The 20,503-nt window shown below is 56.7% G+C and carries 2 protein-coding genes; both read left to right on the top strand.

Annotated features, from left to right (window positions below; all coding sequences use genetic code 11):
- The first annotated feature begins 33 nt into the window (after positions 1-33).
- Positions 34-6,546: a non-ribosomal peptide synthetase gene (locus NH344_RS01355; protein ID WP_253027429.1), complete on the top strand. Its 6,513-nt coding sequence runs from the start codon at positions 34-36 to the stop codon at positions 6,544-6,546.
- The gene (locus tag NH344_RS01360) at positions 6,543-20,369 is read left to right on the top strand and encodes a non-ribosomal peptide synthetase (protein WP_253027430.1); all 13,827 of its coding nucleotides are present in this window, start codon (positions 6,543-6,545) and stop codon (positions 20,367-20,369) included. Before NH344_RS01355 ends, NH344_RS01360 begins: the two co-directional genes overlap by 4 nt.
- Positions 20,370-20,503: the final 134 nt, after the last annotated feature.

Consider the following 20,503-nt stretch of genomic DNA (forward strand, 5'->3'; position numbering starts at 1 on the left):
ATTTGTAACGCGGTACAGGAAGAGGATTTAGCGATGAAGGAATTGGCTCATCCACAAGATGTGGCAGCACCTATTGATGACAGGGAAGTGCAAACTGGAGTACCGGAAGCAGTTCGTGAAGGTGAGGCATTGCCTCTGTCATATTCTCAGCAGCAGCTTTGGTTCCTGCATCGTTATTCGCCGGATCTTACCGCCTACAACCAGCCGCGTGCTTACCGGTTTACCGGAAATGTGGATGCGAGGGCTTTAGAATGTGCTTTTCAAGCGCTGATTCAACGCCATAGCGTATTGAGAACGCGATTCTTTGAGCGCAACGGTGTACCACACCAGTCCGTGCTCCCTAGCGTCCCTTTTTCTATTCGTAGAGAAGATCTCTCTGAACTGGCTGCACCAGAACAGGACGAAAGGCTGGCGCGTTCTATCCAGAATATCGCGCAGCATGTCTTCGATTTAGGCGCGCCGCCGTTGCTGGTAGCCCGTTTAATCAAGCTGGCGGAAAACAGCTATGTATTAGTTGTATGTCTTCATCACATTGTCTCGGATGCCTGGTCTAACCGGATCATCGAATCCGATCTGAGTGAAGCCTATCGTCAGGCGTTGGGCCAAAACGAAGATGCGCAGCTTCCAAGCTTGCCCGTGCAATATGGCGACTACGTTCGACAGCAACAGAAGAGAGTGGCGTCGGGCGAGATTGACAAGGAACTTACGTATTGGAATGAGCATCTTGGTGACGATGTCCCGCCGCTGGAAATCACTACGGATCGTGTCTATCCCAAGCAGCAAGAATTTAGGGGCGCCGCAAAGCGTTTCGTGTTGGATAGCAGCCTAGCCAGTTCCCTAAAAACCTTTTGCCACCAAAATCGATTTACTCCTTTCGTGCCACTTTTCGCCGCCTGGCAAGTTGTGCTGGCCCGCTACTGTGGACAACAAGACTTCGCTATTGGTGTGCCGTCGTCAGGTCGCCAGCAAGAGGATTTTCAGGAGGTCGTTGGCTTTTTCATCACGACACTGCCTTTTCGAGTACGAGTGAATCCAGCCATGACGCTGGGTGACGTATGTCAGCAGGCTAAAAAAGATGCAGTGGGATCCCTCAATTATGCTGATATGCCATTGGAGGTCTTGCTCGAACAACGGAAAGTAAAGCGGGATCCCGTTCGACAGCCGCTGTTTCAGGTTATGTTTGGTCTCCAGTTTAGGTCTGATGAGGAGCAGCTTCAGTTAGATGATGTGTCTGTCGAACTGATCGATCTTCCTCAGACGAGTGCAAAGTTTGAGCTGTCGCTGGATATTTTCATCGAGCAGGAGCAAGTGGTTGGCGCTCTAGAGTTCAATTCGGATCTGTTCGATGATCAGACAATTCAACGTTTAATCGGTTACTACCAGAAAGTACTGAGAATCCTATTAGAAAAGCCGGAAACACAGCTCACCACTATCGAACTACCTGACAACGCGGAAAAAGCATTGCTGCTCGACTGGGGAAGCCGCGCAGCAACCGATAGTCCGGTCGAACCCATCCATCACCTGATAGAGCGCCAAGCTGCGGCAACCCCAGAGGCTACGGCACTAGTATTCGAAGATCAGTCGCTCAACTACACCGAACTCAATACCCGCGCCAACCAGTTGGCCCACTACCTGATCGGTCTAGGCGTAAAACCTGAGACCCGGGTGGGTATTGCTGTTGAGCGCTCCATTGAGATGGTGGTAGGGCTGCTGGCTATTCTCAAGGCGGGTGGTGCTTATGTGCCACTAGATCCAGATTATCCGAGTGATCGGTTGACCTATATGGTCAAAGACAGCGGCATCGAGCTACTGCTAACCCAGCAGCATCTTTGCGATGCGTTGCCGGTGGCCGATGGGCTGAACGTCATTGATTTGGATCGGTTGGAGGTTGCTCACCACGCGCCGACCAATCCGAACGTGGCCCTGCACGGCGAAAGTCTTGCTTATGTGATCTACACCTCCGGTTCCACCGGGCGCCCCAAGGGCGCCGCCAACCGTCACCATGCACTGACCAATCGCCTACAGTGGATGCAGGAGGCCTATGGATTAACGGCCGACGATGCGGTGCTACAGAAAACGCCATTCAGCTTCGATGTGTCGGTGTGGGAGTTCTTCTGGCCGCTGATACAGGGGGCTCGACTGGTGATGGCGCCACCAGGCGCCCATCGCGAACCGTCACAATTGGTCGAGCTAATCCGTACCCATGACATCACTACACTGCACTTTGTACCTTCAATGCTGCAGGCCTTCTTGGCGCATGGAGAGGTAGAAGCCTGCACCAGCCTGACACGCATGGTGTGTAGCGGCGAAGCGCTACCGGCAGAGTTGCAGAATCAGGTATTTGCCCGCTTACCTCAAGTGGCACTCTACAACCTCTATGGCCCCACGGAAGCGGCCATTGATGTTACCCACTGGACTTGCCAAGACGATGGACGCAACCAGGTAGCGATCGGCCAACCGATCGCCGGTATCCGCACTTACGTATTGGATGGCGATCTTAACTTGGCGCCGCCCGGAGTCGCAGGTGAACTCTATCTCGGAGGTATTGGTTTGGCACGGGGCTATCTGCACCGGCCTGACCTTACCGCAGAACGTTTTGTCGCTGATCCGTTTGCGCAGGGCGAACGCCTCTACCGCACCGGCGATCTGGTGCGCTGGCGGGAGGACGGCCAGCTCGAGTACCTGGGCCGCCTTGATCACCAGGTGAAGATACGTGGCTTGCGTATCGAACTAGGCGAGATCGAAGCCGAGCTATTATCTCAGCCGGAGGTTCGCGAAGCGGTGGTGGTCACCCAGGAAGGCCCCGGCGGTTCGAGGCTGGTGGCTTATGTGGTTCCCCAAGCCGATAGTGAACTTGACACCAGCTCACTACGTGAAGTGCTGGGGCAGCGGCTACCAGACTATATGGTACCGGGAGTAGTGGTCACCCTCGATGCACTGCCGCTGAATGCCAACGGCAAAGTAGACCGCAAGGCACTGCCTGAACCGGATTTAGCCAGTAGCTCGCAGTATGAGCCACCGCAAGGCGAGGTGGAAGCAGCCTTGGCGAAGGTCTGGAGCGAGGTGTTGGGGGTGGAGCAGGTAGGGCGTCACGATAATTTCTTTGAGTTGGGTGGGCATTCATTATTGGCTCTGAAGGTGTTGGAGCAAATGCGGCATCAAGGACTGAAGGCGCAGGTACGCACGCTGTTCCAATGCCCGGAACTGGCGGCCTTTGCCCGGGCATTGACGCAGGCATCAGAGCAGCAAGAAATGATCACCCCGCCTAACCGCATTCCAGATGGCTGCTCGGCAATCCAGCCCGAGATGCTGACTTTGATCGAACTCAATGCCGAAGAGATCAGCGCCATCGAAGCGGCAGTGCCGGGTGGAGCCAGCAATATCCAGGATATTTACCCGCTGGCACCACTGCAGGAGGGCATTCTCTTTCACCACCGTTTGCAGGAAGAGGGCGATGCCTATGTTACCCCGCGTCTGCTTGGCTTCGACAGCCGAGAACGGCTGGAAACCTTTATTATCGGTTTTAACCAGCTCATTGCCCGCCACGATATTTTACGTACGGCGGTACTTTGGGAGGGAGGTCGTGAACCGGTACAAGTGGTTTACCGATATGCCGAACTAGCCCTCGAATGGCTAGACGTGGAGGGAGATGGTTCTCACTGCGTCGCTCAACGGCTGAATGCCGAGGTGAACCCTGAACATCATCGTATCGATGTGCGTCGAGCCCCCATGCTACGGGCAGTTGCTGCATATGATGCCGAGCAAAATCGCTGGCTGTTGCAGCTACCTAGCCACCACCTCGTCATGGATCACACTACCCTTGAGCTATTAGTGAAAGAAATTTCCCTGATCCAGCAAGGCCGCGAAGATGAGCTACCCCAACCACTTCCATTCCGCAATTTCGTTGCCCAGGCCCGGCTAGGGGTAAGCCAGGAGGAGCATGAGGCCTTCTTCCGTGAGCAGTTGGGCGATATTGAAGAACCGACCGCGCCCTTCGGGCTACTAGACGTTCGCGGCTATGGCAGCGAGATAGAGGAAGTTCGCGTTCCTCTGGATACAGAACTGGCCCGGCAGGTGCGGCAACAGGCCCAGAGCTATGGTGTGAGCACGGCTAGCCTGTTCCATCTGGCCTGGGCCTTGGTATTGAGCAAAACCACTGGGCGGGACGATGTGGTGTTCGGCACTGTGCTGTTCGGCCGCATGCAGGGCACCGAGGGCGCCGAGCGGGCGCTGGGGATGTTTATCAATACGCTCCCTGTGCGTATCAAAATGGGCGCTCAAGGTGTCGATCAGTCCTTGCGAAAAACCCACGAGGCTTTATCTGCCCTGTTGCATCACGAGCATGCCAGCCTTGGCCTTGCGCAGCGCTGCAGCGGGTTGCCCGGTGGAACGCCGCTATTTACCAGTTTGCTGAACTATCGTTATAGCGCATCTCAACAAGAAAGAAGCCCCGCTCATAGCTTGGAAGGAATGGAGATACTGGGTAGCCAGGAGCGTACCAATTACCCATTCGGTATAGCGGTAGATGATCTGGGAGAGGGCTTCCAGCTAGTAGGGCAGGTGAGTCGCACGATTGGTGCACAAAGATTATGTGATTACATGGAAGCTGCTGTAGCTGGCATTGTGGAAAGCCTGCAAACAGCACCGCAGCAAGCACTAAGCGAGATCAACCTGCTAGGAAAAGAAGAGCAGCGGTTGTTAAACGAGTGGGGGGTGAACTCCCACCATCCCGATGCTCAGCCAGTCCATCAGCTGATTGAGCGCCAAGCTGCGGCAACCCCAGCGGCTACGGCGCTAGTATTTGAAGATCAGTCTCTCAGCTACGCCGAACTCAATACCCACGCCAATCGCTTGGCCCACTATCTAATCGGACTTGGCGTAAAACCCGAGACCCGAGTGGGTATCGCCATGGAGCGCTCCATCGAAATGGTGGTGGGGCTGCTGGGTATCCTCAAAGCGGGGGGGGCTTATGTGCCGCTGGATCCGGATTACCCCGCCGAGAGGCTGTTCTATATGGTCGAGGACAGTGGCATCGAGCTGCTGCTTACCCAACAGCACCTGCGCGACATCTTGCCGGTGGTGGGGAGCCTGAACGTTATTGAGCTGGATCAGTTGGATGTGACGCATTATGCGTCCACCAACCCTCAGGTGGCACTGCACGGTGAACATCTCGCCTATGTGATTTACACCTCGGGCTCCACCGGGCGGCCCAAGGGCGCGGTCAACCGTCACCATGCCCTTACCAATCGCCTACAGTGGATGCAGGACGCCTATGGCTTAGCGACCGACGATTCGGTGCTACAGAAAACCCCCTTCAGTTTCGATGTTTCAGTATGGGAATTCTTCTGGCCGCTGATGCAGGGCGCCCGGCTGGTGATGGCGCCACCAGGTGCCCATCGTGAACCGGTACAGTTGGTCGAGCTAATCCGTAGGCATAACATCACTACACTGCACTTCGTACCTTCAATGCTGCAGGCCTTCCTGGCTCATGGCGAGATCGAAACCTGTACCAGCCTGACGCGTCTGGTATGCAGCGGAGAGGCGCTACCGGCTGAACTGCAGAACCAAGTATTGGCTCGATTAACTCACGCGGCGCTCTACAACCTCTATGGCCCCACCGAAGCAGCTATCGACGTTACCCACTGGACGTGCCAAGACGATGGGCGCAACCACGTAGCCATCGGCCAACCGATTGCGGGTATCCGCACCTACGTACTAGACGGCGATCTCAACATGGCGCCTCCCGGGGTCGCAGGTGAACTCTATCTTGGTGGCGTGGGCTTGGCGCGGGGCTATCTGCACCGCTCTGGTCTTACCGCAGAACGTTTTGTCGCCGATCCATTTGCGCAGGGCGAACGCCTCTACCGCACCGGTGACCTAGTGCGCTGGCGGGAGGATGGTCAGCTCGAGTACCTGGGCCGCCTCGACCACCAAGTGAAGATCCGCGGCCTGCGTATCGAGCTTGGCGAGATCGAAGCCGAACTACTCTCTCAGTCGGAGGTTCGCGAAGCAGTAGTGGTCGCCCAAGAAAGCCCCGGTGGTTCTAGGTTAGTCGCTTATGTGGTTCCCCAAGCCGACAGTGAACTCGACACCAGCTCATTACGTGAAGCGCTGGGGCAACGACTGCCGGACTATATGGTACCGGGCGTCGTGGTCACCCTCGATGCACTACCGCTGAATGCTAACGGCAAGGTAGATCGCAAGGCCCTGCCCGCTCCGGATTTGGCCAGTAGCACGCAGTACGAGCCGCCTCAGGGCGAGGTGGAAGAAGCCCTGGCGGAAACCTGGTCTGATGTGTTGGGCATGGATCAAGTGGGACGTCACGACAATTTCTTCGAGTTGGGGGGGCACTCGCTACTTGCGATGCAAATGGCGGCACGCGTTCAAGCTGATATGCAAGTTGAGCTCCAACTATCCGAGGTGTTTAGGAAACCACTGCTGCGCGACCTGGCAGAGTGTATTGCCACGCTAAGCAGCGGGCACTCCTTAGAGCAGTCGCTCTCCGATATTGATTCCTTTATCGACAGCATGGATACCGTTCAATGAGTAACATAGATACCCGTCGTATTGCGGAACGCTTTGCCGGATTACCTGTCGAGCAGCGTCGCGCAGTTTACGACAAGATCCGCACTCAGGGGTTAGGCATTGGCCAGTTCCCAATTCTTTCTCGTCCTGTATCACAACAGACAGCTTGCTCACCCTCTTATGCCCAACTTCGCCAGTGGTTTCTGTGGCGCATGGATCCTCAAAGCAGCGCTTACCATATTACTGGTGCTCTGACCCTTAAGGGCTCGCTGGATACTGAAGCACTGCGGGGTAGCTTCTCCGCCTTAATATCTCGTCATGAAACATTGCGGACGGTGTTCCGCGACGATGGCGAGGGTGGGTTGATGCAGGTGGTGCAGGCTGATAGCAACTTCGCATTGCATGAGGTCGACCTAGGTCATATGCCGAAGGCTGAACGAGAAGGGGCAATAGAAAATGAGGTTGATCGGCTTTGCAACGATCCTTTCGATTTGGAGCAGGGGCCACTTTTGCGCGTGGGGATACTGCGTTTAGCTGAAGAGGAGTACCTGTTAGTAGTGGTAATGCACCACATCGTCTCCGATGGTTGGTCGATGCAGTTGATCATCGATGAATTTGCAGCGGACTACTCCGCTCGGGTAACGGGTGAGACGTGGCAGCCGCCAGCCCTGCCGATACAGTACGCTGATTATGCACTCTGGCAGCGTCAATGGATGGAAGCGGGCGAGAAAGATCGCCAGCTCGCATACTGGCAGGTGGAACTTGGCAACGAACACCCGGTACTGCAGTTGCCGACCGATCACCCACGTCGCAGCGATGGACACTATCAAGCAGCAAGCCACGAAATAATGCTTCCTGGCTCGATGGTGAGCGGATTGAGTCATCAGGCTCAGGCGAAGGGCGCCACCCTGTTTATGACGTTACTCACCGGTTTCCAAGCGCTGCTGTATCGATATACGGGGCAGGAAAATATCCGGGTCGGCGTGCCAATTGCCAACCGCCACCGGACGGAAACCCAAGGCGTGGTGGGGCTTTTCGTCAACACCCAGGTACTGCGCAATATGTTATGTGGACGCCTTAGCCTGGCTGAGGCGCTGGAACAGAGCAAACGTGCAGCTCTGGGGGCACAAGAGCATCAAGATCTGCCGTTCGAGCAATTAGTGGAAGCGCTGCAGCCCGAGCGTAGCTTGAGCCACACGCCGCTGTTCCAGGTGATGTTCAACCACCAGCGGCAAGATCATGGATCGCTGCAGACGCTACCAGGACTGGAACTGAGTACCTGGGCGCTGGAGCAGGGAAAAGCTCAGTTCGAACTGACGCTCAATGTGGTCGAGCGCAAGGATGGTTGCCTGGAGGCAAGCTTCGTTTATGCAGAAGAGTTGTTTGAGGCAACCACCATAGAGCGCCTAGCTCAGCACTATATGGTTATTCTGCAGGCATTGGCAGAGATGCCGGAACGCGCATTGAGCGATGTCGAACTGTTAGATATAGATGAACAGCTAAAATTACAGGAATGGGGCGTAAACACACAGCGGTATCCCAATGCCCAGCCCACCCATCAACTGATTGAGCAGCAGGCTGCTGTAACGCCAGAGGCTACTGCATTAGTGTTTGAGGATGAGTCACTCAGCTACGCCGAACTCAATACACGCGCCAACCAGTTGGCTCACTACCTGATTGGCCTAGGCGTAAAACCTGAGACGCGGGTGGGCATCGCTGTGGAGCGCTCTATCGAAATGGTGGTGGGGCTGCTGGCTATTCTCAAGGCGGGGGGGGCCTATGTGCCGCTGGATCCGGCTTACCCCGCTGAGCGGCTGTCCTATATGGCTGAGGACAGCGGTATCGAGTTGCTGCTCACCCAGCAGCGTTTTCGCGATACGTTGCCGGTAGCTGAGAACTTGAGCGTTATCGAGCTGGATCTGGATAGGCTGGATGTCACGCAATATACCTCGACCAATCCTGAGGTGACGCTGCATGGCGAGCACCTCGCCTATTTGATCTACACTTCGGGCTCCACTGGGCGGCCCAAGGGCGTTGGGGTGAGTCATGGCCCGCTGTCGATGCATCTTCAAGCGATTGGCGCGCGCTATGGACTGACGCCCGAAGACCGGCTACTTCAGTTCGCTTCGATCAGTTTTGACGCCGCTGGGGAACAGTGGTTGCTTCCACTGCTAGCAGGAGCAGCCCTTGTGCTACCACAAGGACGCCATCTAGGAACCGAGACGCTAGCCACTCTGGTGCGGCAGCATGCCGTTAGCGTGCTGTATCTGCCGCCGGCTTATTTACGCCACCTCTATCAAAGCTTGCCGGCAGGTTCCTTGCCGGTGCGCCTATGCATTGCCGGTGGCGAAGCCTGGTCGCGAGATGAGTTTGAGGGAGTTCGTCGAATTTGCCAGCCAGAGCGACTGTTCAATGCCTATGGTCCGGCCGAAACCGTTATCTCGCCGACGCTATGGTCAGACGATGCTGGGTTGGGGCAGTCGCCTCAAGTGCCGATCGGCCAGCCAATTGGGGCACGTAAGGCACTGGTGCTGGATGCCGATCTGAATCTTGTACCGGTCGGCATAGCAGGTGAGCTTTACCTGGGCGGCGCTGGTCTAGCGAGGGGCTATTTGAATCGTACCGACCTTACAGCAGAACGTTTTATCGCTGATCCGTTTGCGCAGGGAGAACGCCTCTACCGTACCGGCGATCTAGTGCGCTGGCGGGAGGATGGCCAGCTTGAGTACCTGGGCCGCCTCGATCACCAGGTTAAGATCCACGGCCTACGTATTGAGCTAGGTGAGATCGAAGCCGAACTACTCTCTCAGCCGACAGTCCACGAGGCGGTAGTGGTAGCGCAAGAAGACTCCACTGGTTCGAGACTGGTGGCCTATGTGGTTCCCCAGGCTGGCAGTGAACTCGATAGCACCTCACTACGTGAGGTGCTGGGGCAACGACTGCCAGACTATATGGTGCCGGGCGTCGTGGTCATGCTCGAAGCACTGCCGCTGAATGCCAACGGCAAGGTGGATCGCAAGGCCCTGCCCAAGCCGGACTTGGCCAGTAACACGCACTATGAGCCGCCCCAGGGAGAGGTGGAAAAAGCGCTGGCGGGAATCTGGTCAGAGGTAATTGGCGTCGAACGTGTGGGCCGTCATGACAACTTCTTTGAGCTGGGGGGGCATTCGCTTCTGGCTCTAAAAGTGCTGGAGCAAATGCGGCACCGGGGCTTGACGGCGCAGGTGCGCACGCTGTTCCAGTGCCCGGAACTGGCGGCCTTCGCCCGGGCATTGACGCAGACATCAGGACAGCAGGAAATCAATATCCCGCCCAATCTGATCCCTCACGATTGTCAGACTCTCCAACCTGAGATGTTGACACTCATCGAGCTCAATGCTGAAGAGATCAGCGCCATCGAAACGGCCGTGCCGGGTGGGGCCAGCAATATCCAGGATATCTACCCGCTAGCACCGTTACAGGAGGGTATTCTATTCCACCACCGGCTACAGGAAGAGGGTGATGCCTATGTCACTCCACGTCTGCTTGGCTTCGACAGCCGAGAACGGCTGGAAGCCTTTATAGCCGGTTTTAATCAGCTGATTGCCCGTCACGATATCCTGCGCACTGCTGTGCTTTGGGAAAACCTGCGTGAGTCGGTTCAGGTGGTTTACCGGCATGCTGAATTAGCCCTCGAATGGCTAAGCGTGGATGGTATCCCATCACAAAGTGTTGCCGAACGGCTGAATGCAGAGGTGGATCCTGAGCGCCATCGCCTCGATGTGCGCCGAGCGCCGATGCTACGGGCGGTGACTGCCTACGATGCTGAGCAAAACCGCTGGCTGTTGCAACTACCTAGCCATCACCTCGTCATGGATCACACCACCCTCGAGCGACTGGTGGAAGAAATAGCCCTGATCCAGCAAGGCCGCGAGGACGCACTGCCCAAGCCGATCCCATTCCGCAACTTCGTAGCGCAGGCGCGTCTGGGGGTAAGTCTGGAAGAGCACGAAGCCTTCTTTAGAGAGCGGTTGGGCGATGTTGAAGAACCGACAGCGCCCTTCGGGCTACTAGACATTCGTGGCGATGGCAGCGATATCGAAGAAGTACGCGTTCCTTTGGCTGCGGAACTAGCCCAGCAGGTGCGGCAGCAGGCGCAGCGCCATGGTGTCAGCACGGCCAGCCTGTTCCACTTGGCCTGGGCGTTGGTGCTAAGCAAAACCACCGGGCGGGACGACGTGGTATTTGGCACAGTGCTGTTCGGCCGTATGCAGGGTACTGAGGGCGCTGAGCGGGCACTAGGGTTGTTTATCAATACGCTTCCGGTGCGTATCAAAATGGCCCAAGGTATCGAGCAGTCCTTACGACAAACCCACGAGTCCCTATCAGCGCTGCTGCATCACGAACACGCTAGCCTTGGTCTTGCGCAGCACTGTAGTGGACTAACTAGTGGCATGCCACTCTTCACCAGTTTACTTAACTATCGCTATAGTGCACCGAAGCACGAAGGTAGTTCCGCTCATATTTGGGAGGGGGTGGAAGTAATAGGCGGCCAGGAGCGTACCAACTACCCGATTGGTATGGCGGTAGATGATCTGGGAGAAGGCTTCCAGCTAGTAGGGCAGGTGAGTCGCACGATTGGTGCACGAAGGTTATGTAATTACATGCAAGCCGCTGTAGCCAGCATGGTGGAAAGCCTGCAAACGGCACCGCAACAAGCGATAAGTGAGTTCAGCCTACTAGGAGAAGAAGAACGGCGTTTATTAAGCGAGTGGGGAGTGAATTCCCACCGGCATCCCGATACTCAGTCAATCCATCAATTGATCGAGCGCCAGGCCGAGGTAACGCCCGAGGCTACTGCATTAGTATTTGAGGAGCAGTCACTCAGCTACGCCGAATTCAATACTCGTGCCAATCGTCTGTCCCACTATTTGATCGGTCTTGGTGTAAAACCGGAGACCCGGGTGGGCATCGCCATGGAGCGCTCCATCGATATGGTGGTGGGCCTCTTGGCGATTCTCAAGTCGGGGGGCGCCTATGTGCCGCTGGATCCCGAGTATCCTTCAGAGCGGCTGGCGTTCATCGCCGAAGATAGTGGCATCGAGCTGCTGCTGACTCAGCACCACTTGCACGAGTCATTGCCGGTAGCGGATGGACTTAGCGTTATCGAGTTGGATCGGCTGGACGTGGCACATCACACCTCTACCAATCCAGCGGTGGCGCTGCACGGTGAGCACCTCGCCTACGTGATTTACACCTCGGGATCCACCGGGCGGCCCAAGGGCGCTGCCATTCGCCATGATGCCTTGACCAACTGCATGGTCTGGATGCAGGAGACCTACCAACTCACCGATACCGATGCAGTACTGCACAAGGCGCCGTTCGGGTTCGACGTGTCGGTATGGGAGATTTTCTGGCCGCTGAGTGTTGGGGCACGCTTGGTGATCGCCCAACCAGGCGACCACCGGGATCCAGAACGCATCATTGAGCTGATTCAGCGGCACGGAGTCACCACGCTTAATTTCGTGCCCTCTATGCTCAAGGCCTTCCTGGCCTATCCTGATGTCAAGGCCAAGACGCGGCTCAAGCATATCATGTGCGGTGGCGAAGCCGTTCCCGCCACTCTACAGCAGGACGTAGCTGAGTGCCTCGACGGCGCCCACCTGCATGACCTCTATGGCCCCACTGAAACCACCATTCATGTCACTCACTGGTGGTGTCGTGATGACGCTCATCGCCAGATCCCCATTGGGCGGCCTATTAGCGGTACCCGCACCTACGTCTTGGATGGTGAGCTCAACCTGGCGCCACCGGGTGTGGCTGGAGAGTTATACCTGGGTGGGATCAGTCTGGCCCGTGGCTATCTCAATCGCAGTGATCTTACGGCGGAGCGCTTTATCGCTGATCCGTTCACAGAGGGCGAGCGCCTCTACCGCACCGGCGATCTGGTGCGGTGGCGGGAGGATGGCCAGCTCGAGTACCTGGGGCGCCTCGACCATCAAGTAAAAATACGTGGCCTACGTATCGAACTGGGGGAGATCGAAGCCGAGCTATTATCCCAGCCAGAGGTTCGCGAAGCGGTAGTGGTAGCTCAGGAAGGTTCTAGCGGCTCTAGGTTAGTCGCTTATGTGGTTCCCCAGGCTAACATCAAGCTCGACACTAGCCCACTACGTGAGGCGCTGGGGCAACGACTGCCGGACTATATGGTGCCGAGCGTTGTGATCCCATTGGAGTCGCTTCCGTTGAATGCCAATGGCAAGGTAGACCGTAAGGCCCTGCCCGTGCCGGATTTGGCCAGTGGCTCGCAGTATGAGCCGCCCCAGGGCGAAGTGGAAGAAGCGATGGCGGAAGTCTGGTCAGAGGTGATTGGTGTCAAATGTGTGGGCCGTCATGACAACTTCTTTGAGCTGGGGGGGCATTCGCTGCTAGCTCTAAAAGTGCTGGAGAAAATGCGGCATCGGGGACTAACGGCGCAGGTACGCACGCTGTTCCAATACCCGGAATTGGCGACCTTTGCCCAGGCACTGACGCAGACATCAGAGCGGCAGGAGGTAATCATCCCGCCCAACCGGATCCCTCAAGATTGTCAGGCTCTCCAGCCTGAGATGCTGCCCTTAATTGAACTCGATGACGAAGAGATCAGCGCCATCGAAGCGGCAGTGCCCGGCGGTACTAGCAATATTCAGGATGTTTATCCGTTGGCACCACTGCAGGAGGGCATTCTCTTCCACCATAGGCTGCAGGAAGAAGGCGATGCCTATGTCACCCCGCGTCTGCTTGGCTTCGACAGCCGAGAACGACTGGGAGCCTTTATAGCCTGTTTCAATAAGCTGATTGCCCGTCATGATATTTTACGTACAGCGGTGTTGTGGGAAAACCTGCGCGAGCCGGTACAGGTGGTATACCGGCATGCCGAATTAGCCCTCGAATGGCTAAACGTGGATGGCGCCTCATCACAAAGCGTTGCCGAACAACTGAATGCGAAAGTGGATCCTGAGCATCATCGCCTTGATGTGCGGCGAGCGCCGATGCTTCGGGCGCTGGCTGCGTACGATGTTAGACAGGATCGATGGCTAATGCAGTTGCCTGGTCATCACTTGGTGATGGATCACACTACCCTTGAGCTACTAGTGGAAGAGATTACCCTGATCCAGCAAGACCGCGAAGATGAATTACCCCAACCGCTCCCATTCCGCAATTTCGTTGCCCAGACCCGACTAGGGGTAAGCCAGAAAGAGCATGAGGCCTTCTTCCGCGAGCGGTTGGGCGATGTTGAAGAACCTACCGCGCCCTTCGGTCTGTTAGACGTTCGCGGCGATGGCAGTGAGATAGAGGAAGTTCGCCTTCCTTTGCCAGTGGAGCTGGCCCAGCAGGTGAGGCAACAGTCACAGCGTTATGGTGTGAGCACGGCTAGCCTGTTCCATTTGGCCTGGGCGTTGGTGCTGAGCAAAACCACTGGGCGGGACGATGTGGTGTTTGGCACCCTGTTATTCGGGCGCATGCAAGGCGCCGAGGGTGCCGAACGGGCTTTGGGGATGTTTATCAATACGCTGCCCATACGTATTAAGACGGGTTCCCAAGGCATCGAGAACTCCCTACGCCAGGCCCACGAGGCCCTGTCTGCGCTGTTGCAACACGAGCATGCGAGCCTCGCCCTGGCGCAACGCTGCAGCGGTCTGCCTGGAAGAACACCGCTGTTCACAACTCTATTTAACTACCGCTATAGCCCGACAAAGGATGAAGACTCTCAGCCTAGCTCGGGCATGATTTTGCTGGATAGTCAGGAGCGCACCAACTACCCGATCACGATGTCGGTGGACGATCTAGGTAACGGCTTTCAGTTGGTAGGGCAGGTGAGCCGTATAGTCGGTGCTCAGCGGCTGTGTGACTATCTGAGTACAGCAATTGCAGGCATCGTAGAAAGTCTGCAAGCTGCATCTCAACAATCATTAAGTGAGATCAGCCTACTCAGAACAGACGAGCAGCAGTTGTTGAGAGAGTGGGGAGAGGATAAGCAACAGTATTCTGACACTTCTCCAGTCCATTATCTGATTGAGCAGCAGGCTTTGGCAACTTCCGAGGTCACGGCAGTAGTATTCGAAGATCAGTCACTTAGCTACGCCGAACTCAACACCCGCGCCAACCGCTTGGCTCATTATCTTATTGGCCTAGGTGTAAGGCCCGAAACCCAGGTGGGTGTCGCCATGGAACGCTCCATCGAGATGGTGGTGGGTCTACTAGCGATTCTCAAGGCGGGTGGCGCCTATGTGCCACTGGATCCGGATTACCCCTCCGAGCGGCTGGCCTATATGGTCGAAGACAGCGGCATCGAGTTGCTTCTCACCCAGCAGCATCTTCGCGATACGTTGCCGATAGCTGAGAGTCTGAGCGTTATCGAGCTGGATCGTCTAGAAGTAGCGCACTATGCCTCGAATAATCCCGGAGTAGCCCTGCATGGTGAGCACCTCGCCTACGTGATTTACACCTCGGGTTCCACCGGGCGACCCAAAGGAGTGGCCAACCGTCACCATGCACTGACTAATCGCTTACGGTGGATGCAGGATGCCTATGGCCTAACGGCTGACGATGCGGTGCTGCAGAAGACGCCCTTCAGCTTCGATGTCTCGGTGTGGGAGTTCTTCTGGCCGCTGATGCAGGGGGGGCGCCTGGTGATGGCGCCGCCGGGAGCCCATCGCGAACCGTCACAATTGGTCGAGCTAATCCGTACCCATGACATCACTACACTGCACTTTGTACCCTCGATGCTGCAGGCCTTCCTGGCCCACGGCGACATCGAGGCCTGCACCAGCCTGACACGCATGGTGTGTAGCGGCGAAGCGCTACCGGCAGAGTTGCAGAATCAGGTATTTGCCCGCTTACCTCAAGTGGCACTCTACAACCTCTATGGCCCCACCGAAGCGGCCATTGATGTTACCCACTGGACTTGCCAAGACGATGGACGCAACCAGGTAGCGATCGGCCAACCGATCGCCGGTATCCGCACTTACGTATTGGATAGCGATCTTAACTTGGCGCCGCCCGGAGTCGCAGGTGAACTCTATCTCGGAGGTATTGGTTTGGCACGGGGCTATCTGCACCGGCCTGACCTTACCGCAGAACGTTTTGTCGCTGATCCGTTTGCGCAGGGCGAACGCCTCTACCGCACCGGCGATCTGGTGCGCTGGCGGGAGGACGGCCAGCTCGAGTACCTGGGCCGCCTTGATCACCAGGTGAAGATACGTGGCTTGCGTATCGAACTAGGCGAGATCGAAGCCGAGCTATTATCTCAGCCGGAGGTTCGCGAGGCGGTGGTGGCCGCCCAGGAAAGCCCCGGCGGTTCGAGGCTGGTCGCTTATGTGGTTCCCCAAGCCGACAGTGAACTCGACACCAGCTCACTACGTGAAACGCTGGGACAAAAGCTACCGGAGTATATGGTACCGGGCATCGTGGTCGCCCTCGAGGCATTGCCGCTGAATGCCAACGGCAAAGTGGATCGCAAGGCCCTGCCCGAGCCGGAGTTGGCCAGTGGCTCGCAGTACGCGCCTCCACAGAGTGCGGTGGAAGAAGCGCTGGCAGACATCTGGTCAGAAATACTGGGCGTCGAAAGGGTGGGCCGCCACGACAACTTCTTCGAGCTGGGGGGCCATTCGTTATTGGCTCTGAAAGTTTTGGAGCAAATGCGGCATCGAGGACTGACGGCAGAGGTGCGCACGCTGTTCCAATGTCCAGAGCTGGCGGCCTTTGCTCAAGCGTTGACGCAGGCACCCGAGCATACTGAGATCACCATCCCACCCAATCTGATTCCTCACTATTGTCAGGCTCTCCAGCCCGAGATGTTGACGCTAATCGAGCTCAATGCCGAAGAACTTCGTGAGATCGAAGCCGCTGTGCCCGGTGGTGTCAGCAATATTCAGGACATCTACCCCCTGGCACCACTGCAGGAGGGCATTCTCTTCCACCACCGGCTGCAAGAAGAAGGCGATACCTATGTGACGCCACGACTACTGGGCTTCGATAGCCGCGAGAGGCTGGAAGCCTTTATTGCCGGTTTTAACCAGCTGATCGCCCGTCACGATATTCTACGTACCGCCGTGCTCTGGGAAGGGCTTCGCGAACCGGTGCAGGTGGTCTGCAGGCATGCAGAATTGGTGCTCGAGTGGCTGGACTTGGATGGTGCCCCATCACAGAGCGTCGCCGAACAACTGAATGCCGAGGTGGATCCTGAGCACCACCGCCTCGATGTTCGCCGGGCCCCCATGCTGCGAGCAGTGGCTGCCCATGATGGCGAACTAGGTCGCTGGCTGCTGCAGCTACCCAGCCACCACCTCGTCCTGGATCACACCACCCTTGAGCTACTGGTGGAAGAAATAGCCCTGATCCAGCAAGGACGCGAGGACGAACTACCCAAGCCGATTCCATTCCGGAACTTCGTGGCGCAGGCTCGGATAGGGGTAAACTCAGACCAACATGAAGCCTTCTTCCGCGAGCAGTTGGGGGATATCGAAGAGCCCACCGCCCCCTTTGGGCTGCTGGAGGTACGTGGCGATGGCCGCGATATCGAAGAAGTGCGCGTTCCTTTGACTGCGGATCTAGCCCAGCGGGTGCGGCAACAGGCCCAGCGCCATGGCGTCAGCACGGCCAGCCTGTTCCACCTGGCCTGGGCCTTGGTGCTGAGCAAAACGACGGGGCGGCACGACGTGGTATTTGGCACCGTTTTGTTCGGCCGAATGCAGGGCATCGCAGGTGCCGAGCGGGCGCTGGGGATGTTTATCAACACCTTGCCGGTGCGCATCAAAACGGGTACTCAAGGTATCGAGCAGTCTTTGCGACAAACCCACGAGGCCCTTTCTGAGCTCATGCATCACGAGCATGCCAGCCTCGGACTGGCTCAGCGATGCAGCGGGTTGTCTGGAGGATCGCCGCTATTCACGAGCATGCTGAACTACCGTTACAGCGCTCTCCAGGAAGAAGGAACGCCCACCCACACCTGGGAAGGGATAGAAGTGCTGAGCGGCCAGGAGCGTACCAACTACCCCATTGGTATGGCGGTAGATGATTCGGGAGAAGGCTTCCAACTAGTAGGGCAAGTGAGCCGTACAATCGGCGCCCAGCGCCTATGTGATTACATGTGCTCGGCCGTGACAGGCATCGTGGAAAGTCTGCAAACGGTACCACGCCAAGCGATCAGTGAGATCAGCCTGCTAGGAAAGGATGAGCATCAGTTGTTGAGCGAGTGGGGAGAGAATGCTCAGCAGTATTCTGACACTTCTCCAGTGCATCAGTTGATAGAGCGACAGGCGGAAGCAACGCCAGAGGCCACGGCTCTCATCTTCGACGATCAGTCGCTCAGCTACGCCGAACTCAATACCCGTGCCAACCAGTTGGCCCATTATCTGATCGGCCTAGGTATACAACCCGAGACCCGTGTGGGCATTGCCATGGAGCGTTCCATAGAGATGGTGGTGGGGCTGCTGGGCATCCTCAAGGCCGGCGGCGTCTATGTGCCGCTGGATCCCGAGTATCCCTTGGAGCGGCTGGCCTTTATCGCCGACGATAGTGGCATCGAGCTGCTGCTGACCCAGCACCACTTGCGCGAGTCCTTGCCGCTAGCGGCTGGCCTTAGCGTTGTTGAGTTGGATCGACTGGACGTGGCACATCACGCCTCTACCGATCCATCGGTAACACTGCACGGCGAGCACCTCGCCTATGTGATCTACACCTCGGGCTCCACCGGGAGACCCAAAGGCGCTGCCATCCGCCATGATGCCTTGACCAACTGCATGGTCTGGATGCAGGAGACCTACCAGCTCACCGATACCGATGCCGTACTGCACAAGGCGCCGTTCGGGTTCGACGTCTCGGTGTGGGAGATTTTCTGGCCGCTGAGTGTCGGGGCACGTTTGGTGATTGCCCAGCCAGGCGACCATCGAGATCCAGAGCGCATCATCGAGCTGATCCAGCGGCACGGCGTCACCACGCTCAACTTTGTGCCCTCCATGCTCAAGGCCTTCCTGGCCTATCCCGACGTCAAAGCCAAGACGCGTCTCAAACATATCATGTGCGGTGGCGAGGCTGTTCCCGCCTCGCTGCAGAAGGACGTGGCGGAGTGTCTCGATGGGGCTAACCTTCACGATCTTTATGGCCCCACCGAAACCACCATTCATGTCACGCACTGGTGGTGCCGTGATGACGATCACCGCCAGATCCCTATTGGGCGGCCCATTAGTGGTACTCGCACCTACATCATGGATGATGACCTTAACCTGGTGCCCCAGGGCGTCGCGGGAGAGTTGTACCTGGGCGGGGTAAGCCTGGCCCGTGGTTATCTCAATCGCAGTGATCTCACGGCGGAGCGTTTTATTGCCGACCCATTCCATGAGGGCGAGCGCCTCTACCGTACCGGTGACCTGGTGCGCTGGCGGGAGGATGGTCAGCTCGAGTACCTGGGCCGCCTCGACCACCAAGTAAAAATCCGCGGTCTGCGGATCGAACTGGGCGAGATCGAAGCCGAACTGCTCGCTCAGCCGGAGATTCGCGAGGCGGTGGTGGTCGCCCAAGAAGGCCCCAATGGCGCCAGGTTGGTGGCCTATGTGGTTCCCCAGGCCGACAGTGAACTCGACACGAGTAAATTACATGATCGACTGGGCCAACAGTTGCCAGACTATATGGTGCCGGGTGTCGTGATCATGCTCGACACACTGCCGCTGAATGCCAACGGTAAGGTGGAGCGCAAAGCATTGCCTGAGCCTCATCCAGGAGAGCCCCGGGATTACGTGACACCTTCCACACCAGAGGCACACCAACTCGCTGAGATTTGGCAGCAAGTGCTGGGCATTGAGCGGGTCGGCGAAACTGATAATTTCTTCGAATTAGGTGGTGATTCTTTGCTAAGCCTAAAAGTAATGAACCATGTGCAAGCGCTGCGGGAACCTAAACTCGACTTCAAGCTATTCGACCTGATGCAGAAGCCGACCATTGCTGATCTGCTGGAAGTGAGGAATCACACTGAGGTTCTGCCCAAAGGGGCTCTCATGCTCAATGGCGAGTGTCGCACTCAGCCGCCGCTATTCTGCATTCATGCCGTGATGGGAACGGTTTTTGACTATCAACCGTTGGCTCGGCGCTTGCAGGGAGTATGCACGGTTTACGGTCTGTCTTGCCGAATGTTGACCGACCCACAGCATCGAGATTCATCACTTGAAACAATGGCTGATGACTATGTGGAGACGATACGCCGCATACAACCCGTGGGGCCCTATCGGCTATTGGGATGGTCTCTTGGTGGAGCATTGGCCGCGATGATCGCGGCACGTCTTGAAGGGGTGGGGCAAGACGTGAGCCAACTGGCTTTGATAGATCCCTATGTACCTGGCGGTGGTCTGCATAGCGAGGATAGCTGGCAGCGAGATTTTGCAAACTTTGCATCGGTTATATTGCCAAGTGTTTCGCTTGAAGCTCGGGATGGTAAGGAGGAGAGCAAGGAGGAACCGAGTGAGGAGGAGGTTGCCCTTAAGCTGTCGAAGCTAATGGCGTCATTCGATGCATATGGTCGTGAGGGTTACGCAACATTGGGTAGCGAGGAGCTTGCTAGAATATTCTGCGTGGCGCGGCATTTGAAGTACCTTTCACTACAGCTTGATGCCTTGCCTGCATTGGACTGTGACGTGGACTGCTGGTGGGAATCGAAAAGAGGTTGGGAAGAGCGACAGGCGTTAGCGAACCAGTTAAATCGAATCCCGAGAACCTCAATTGAAACTCCCCATGACCACTTCTCAATTGTTGGGGATGAGGATCTGATATCTCAGGTGGAGGAGCTACTGGAAGCAAGTGCTCATCGGTATATCGGTGAGCAGGTGCCAGCTTGAGTAAAGGTTTTATGACCTCTTGCCTATAGAATAACTGTAGCGGCATGCCGCTACAGTTATTTCATCTATAGTATTCTACTTGCGTGAACTGGTTAGGATGAAAGTAAAAAAAGTATGCTCATTAAAATTGTGTC

The sequence above is a fragment of the Halomonas sp. Ps84H-12 genome (assembly GCF_024124725.1).
GTDB lineage: Bacteria > Pseudomonadota > Gammaproteobacteria > Pseudomonadales > Halomonadaceae > Vreelandella > Vreelandella aquamarina.

Bases quoted from the DNA above. Each gene is read 5' to 3' on its own strand.
- NH344_RS01355 (WP_253027429.1), top strand. From the start codon at position 34: ATGAAGGAATTGGCTCATCCACAAGATGTGGCAGCACCTATTGATGAC.
- NH344_RS01360 (WP_253027430.1), top strand. From the start codon at position 6,543: ATGAGTAACATAGATACCCGTCGTATTGCGGAACGCTTTGCCGGATTA.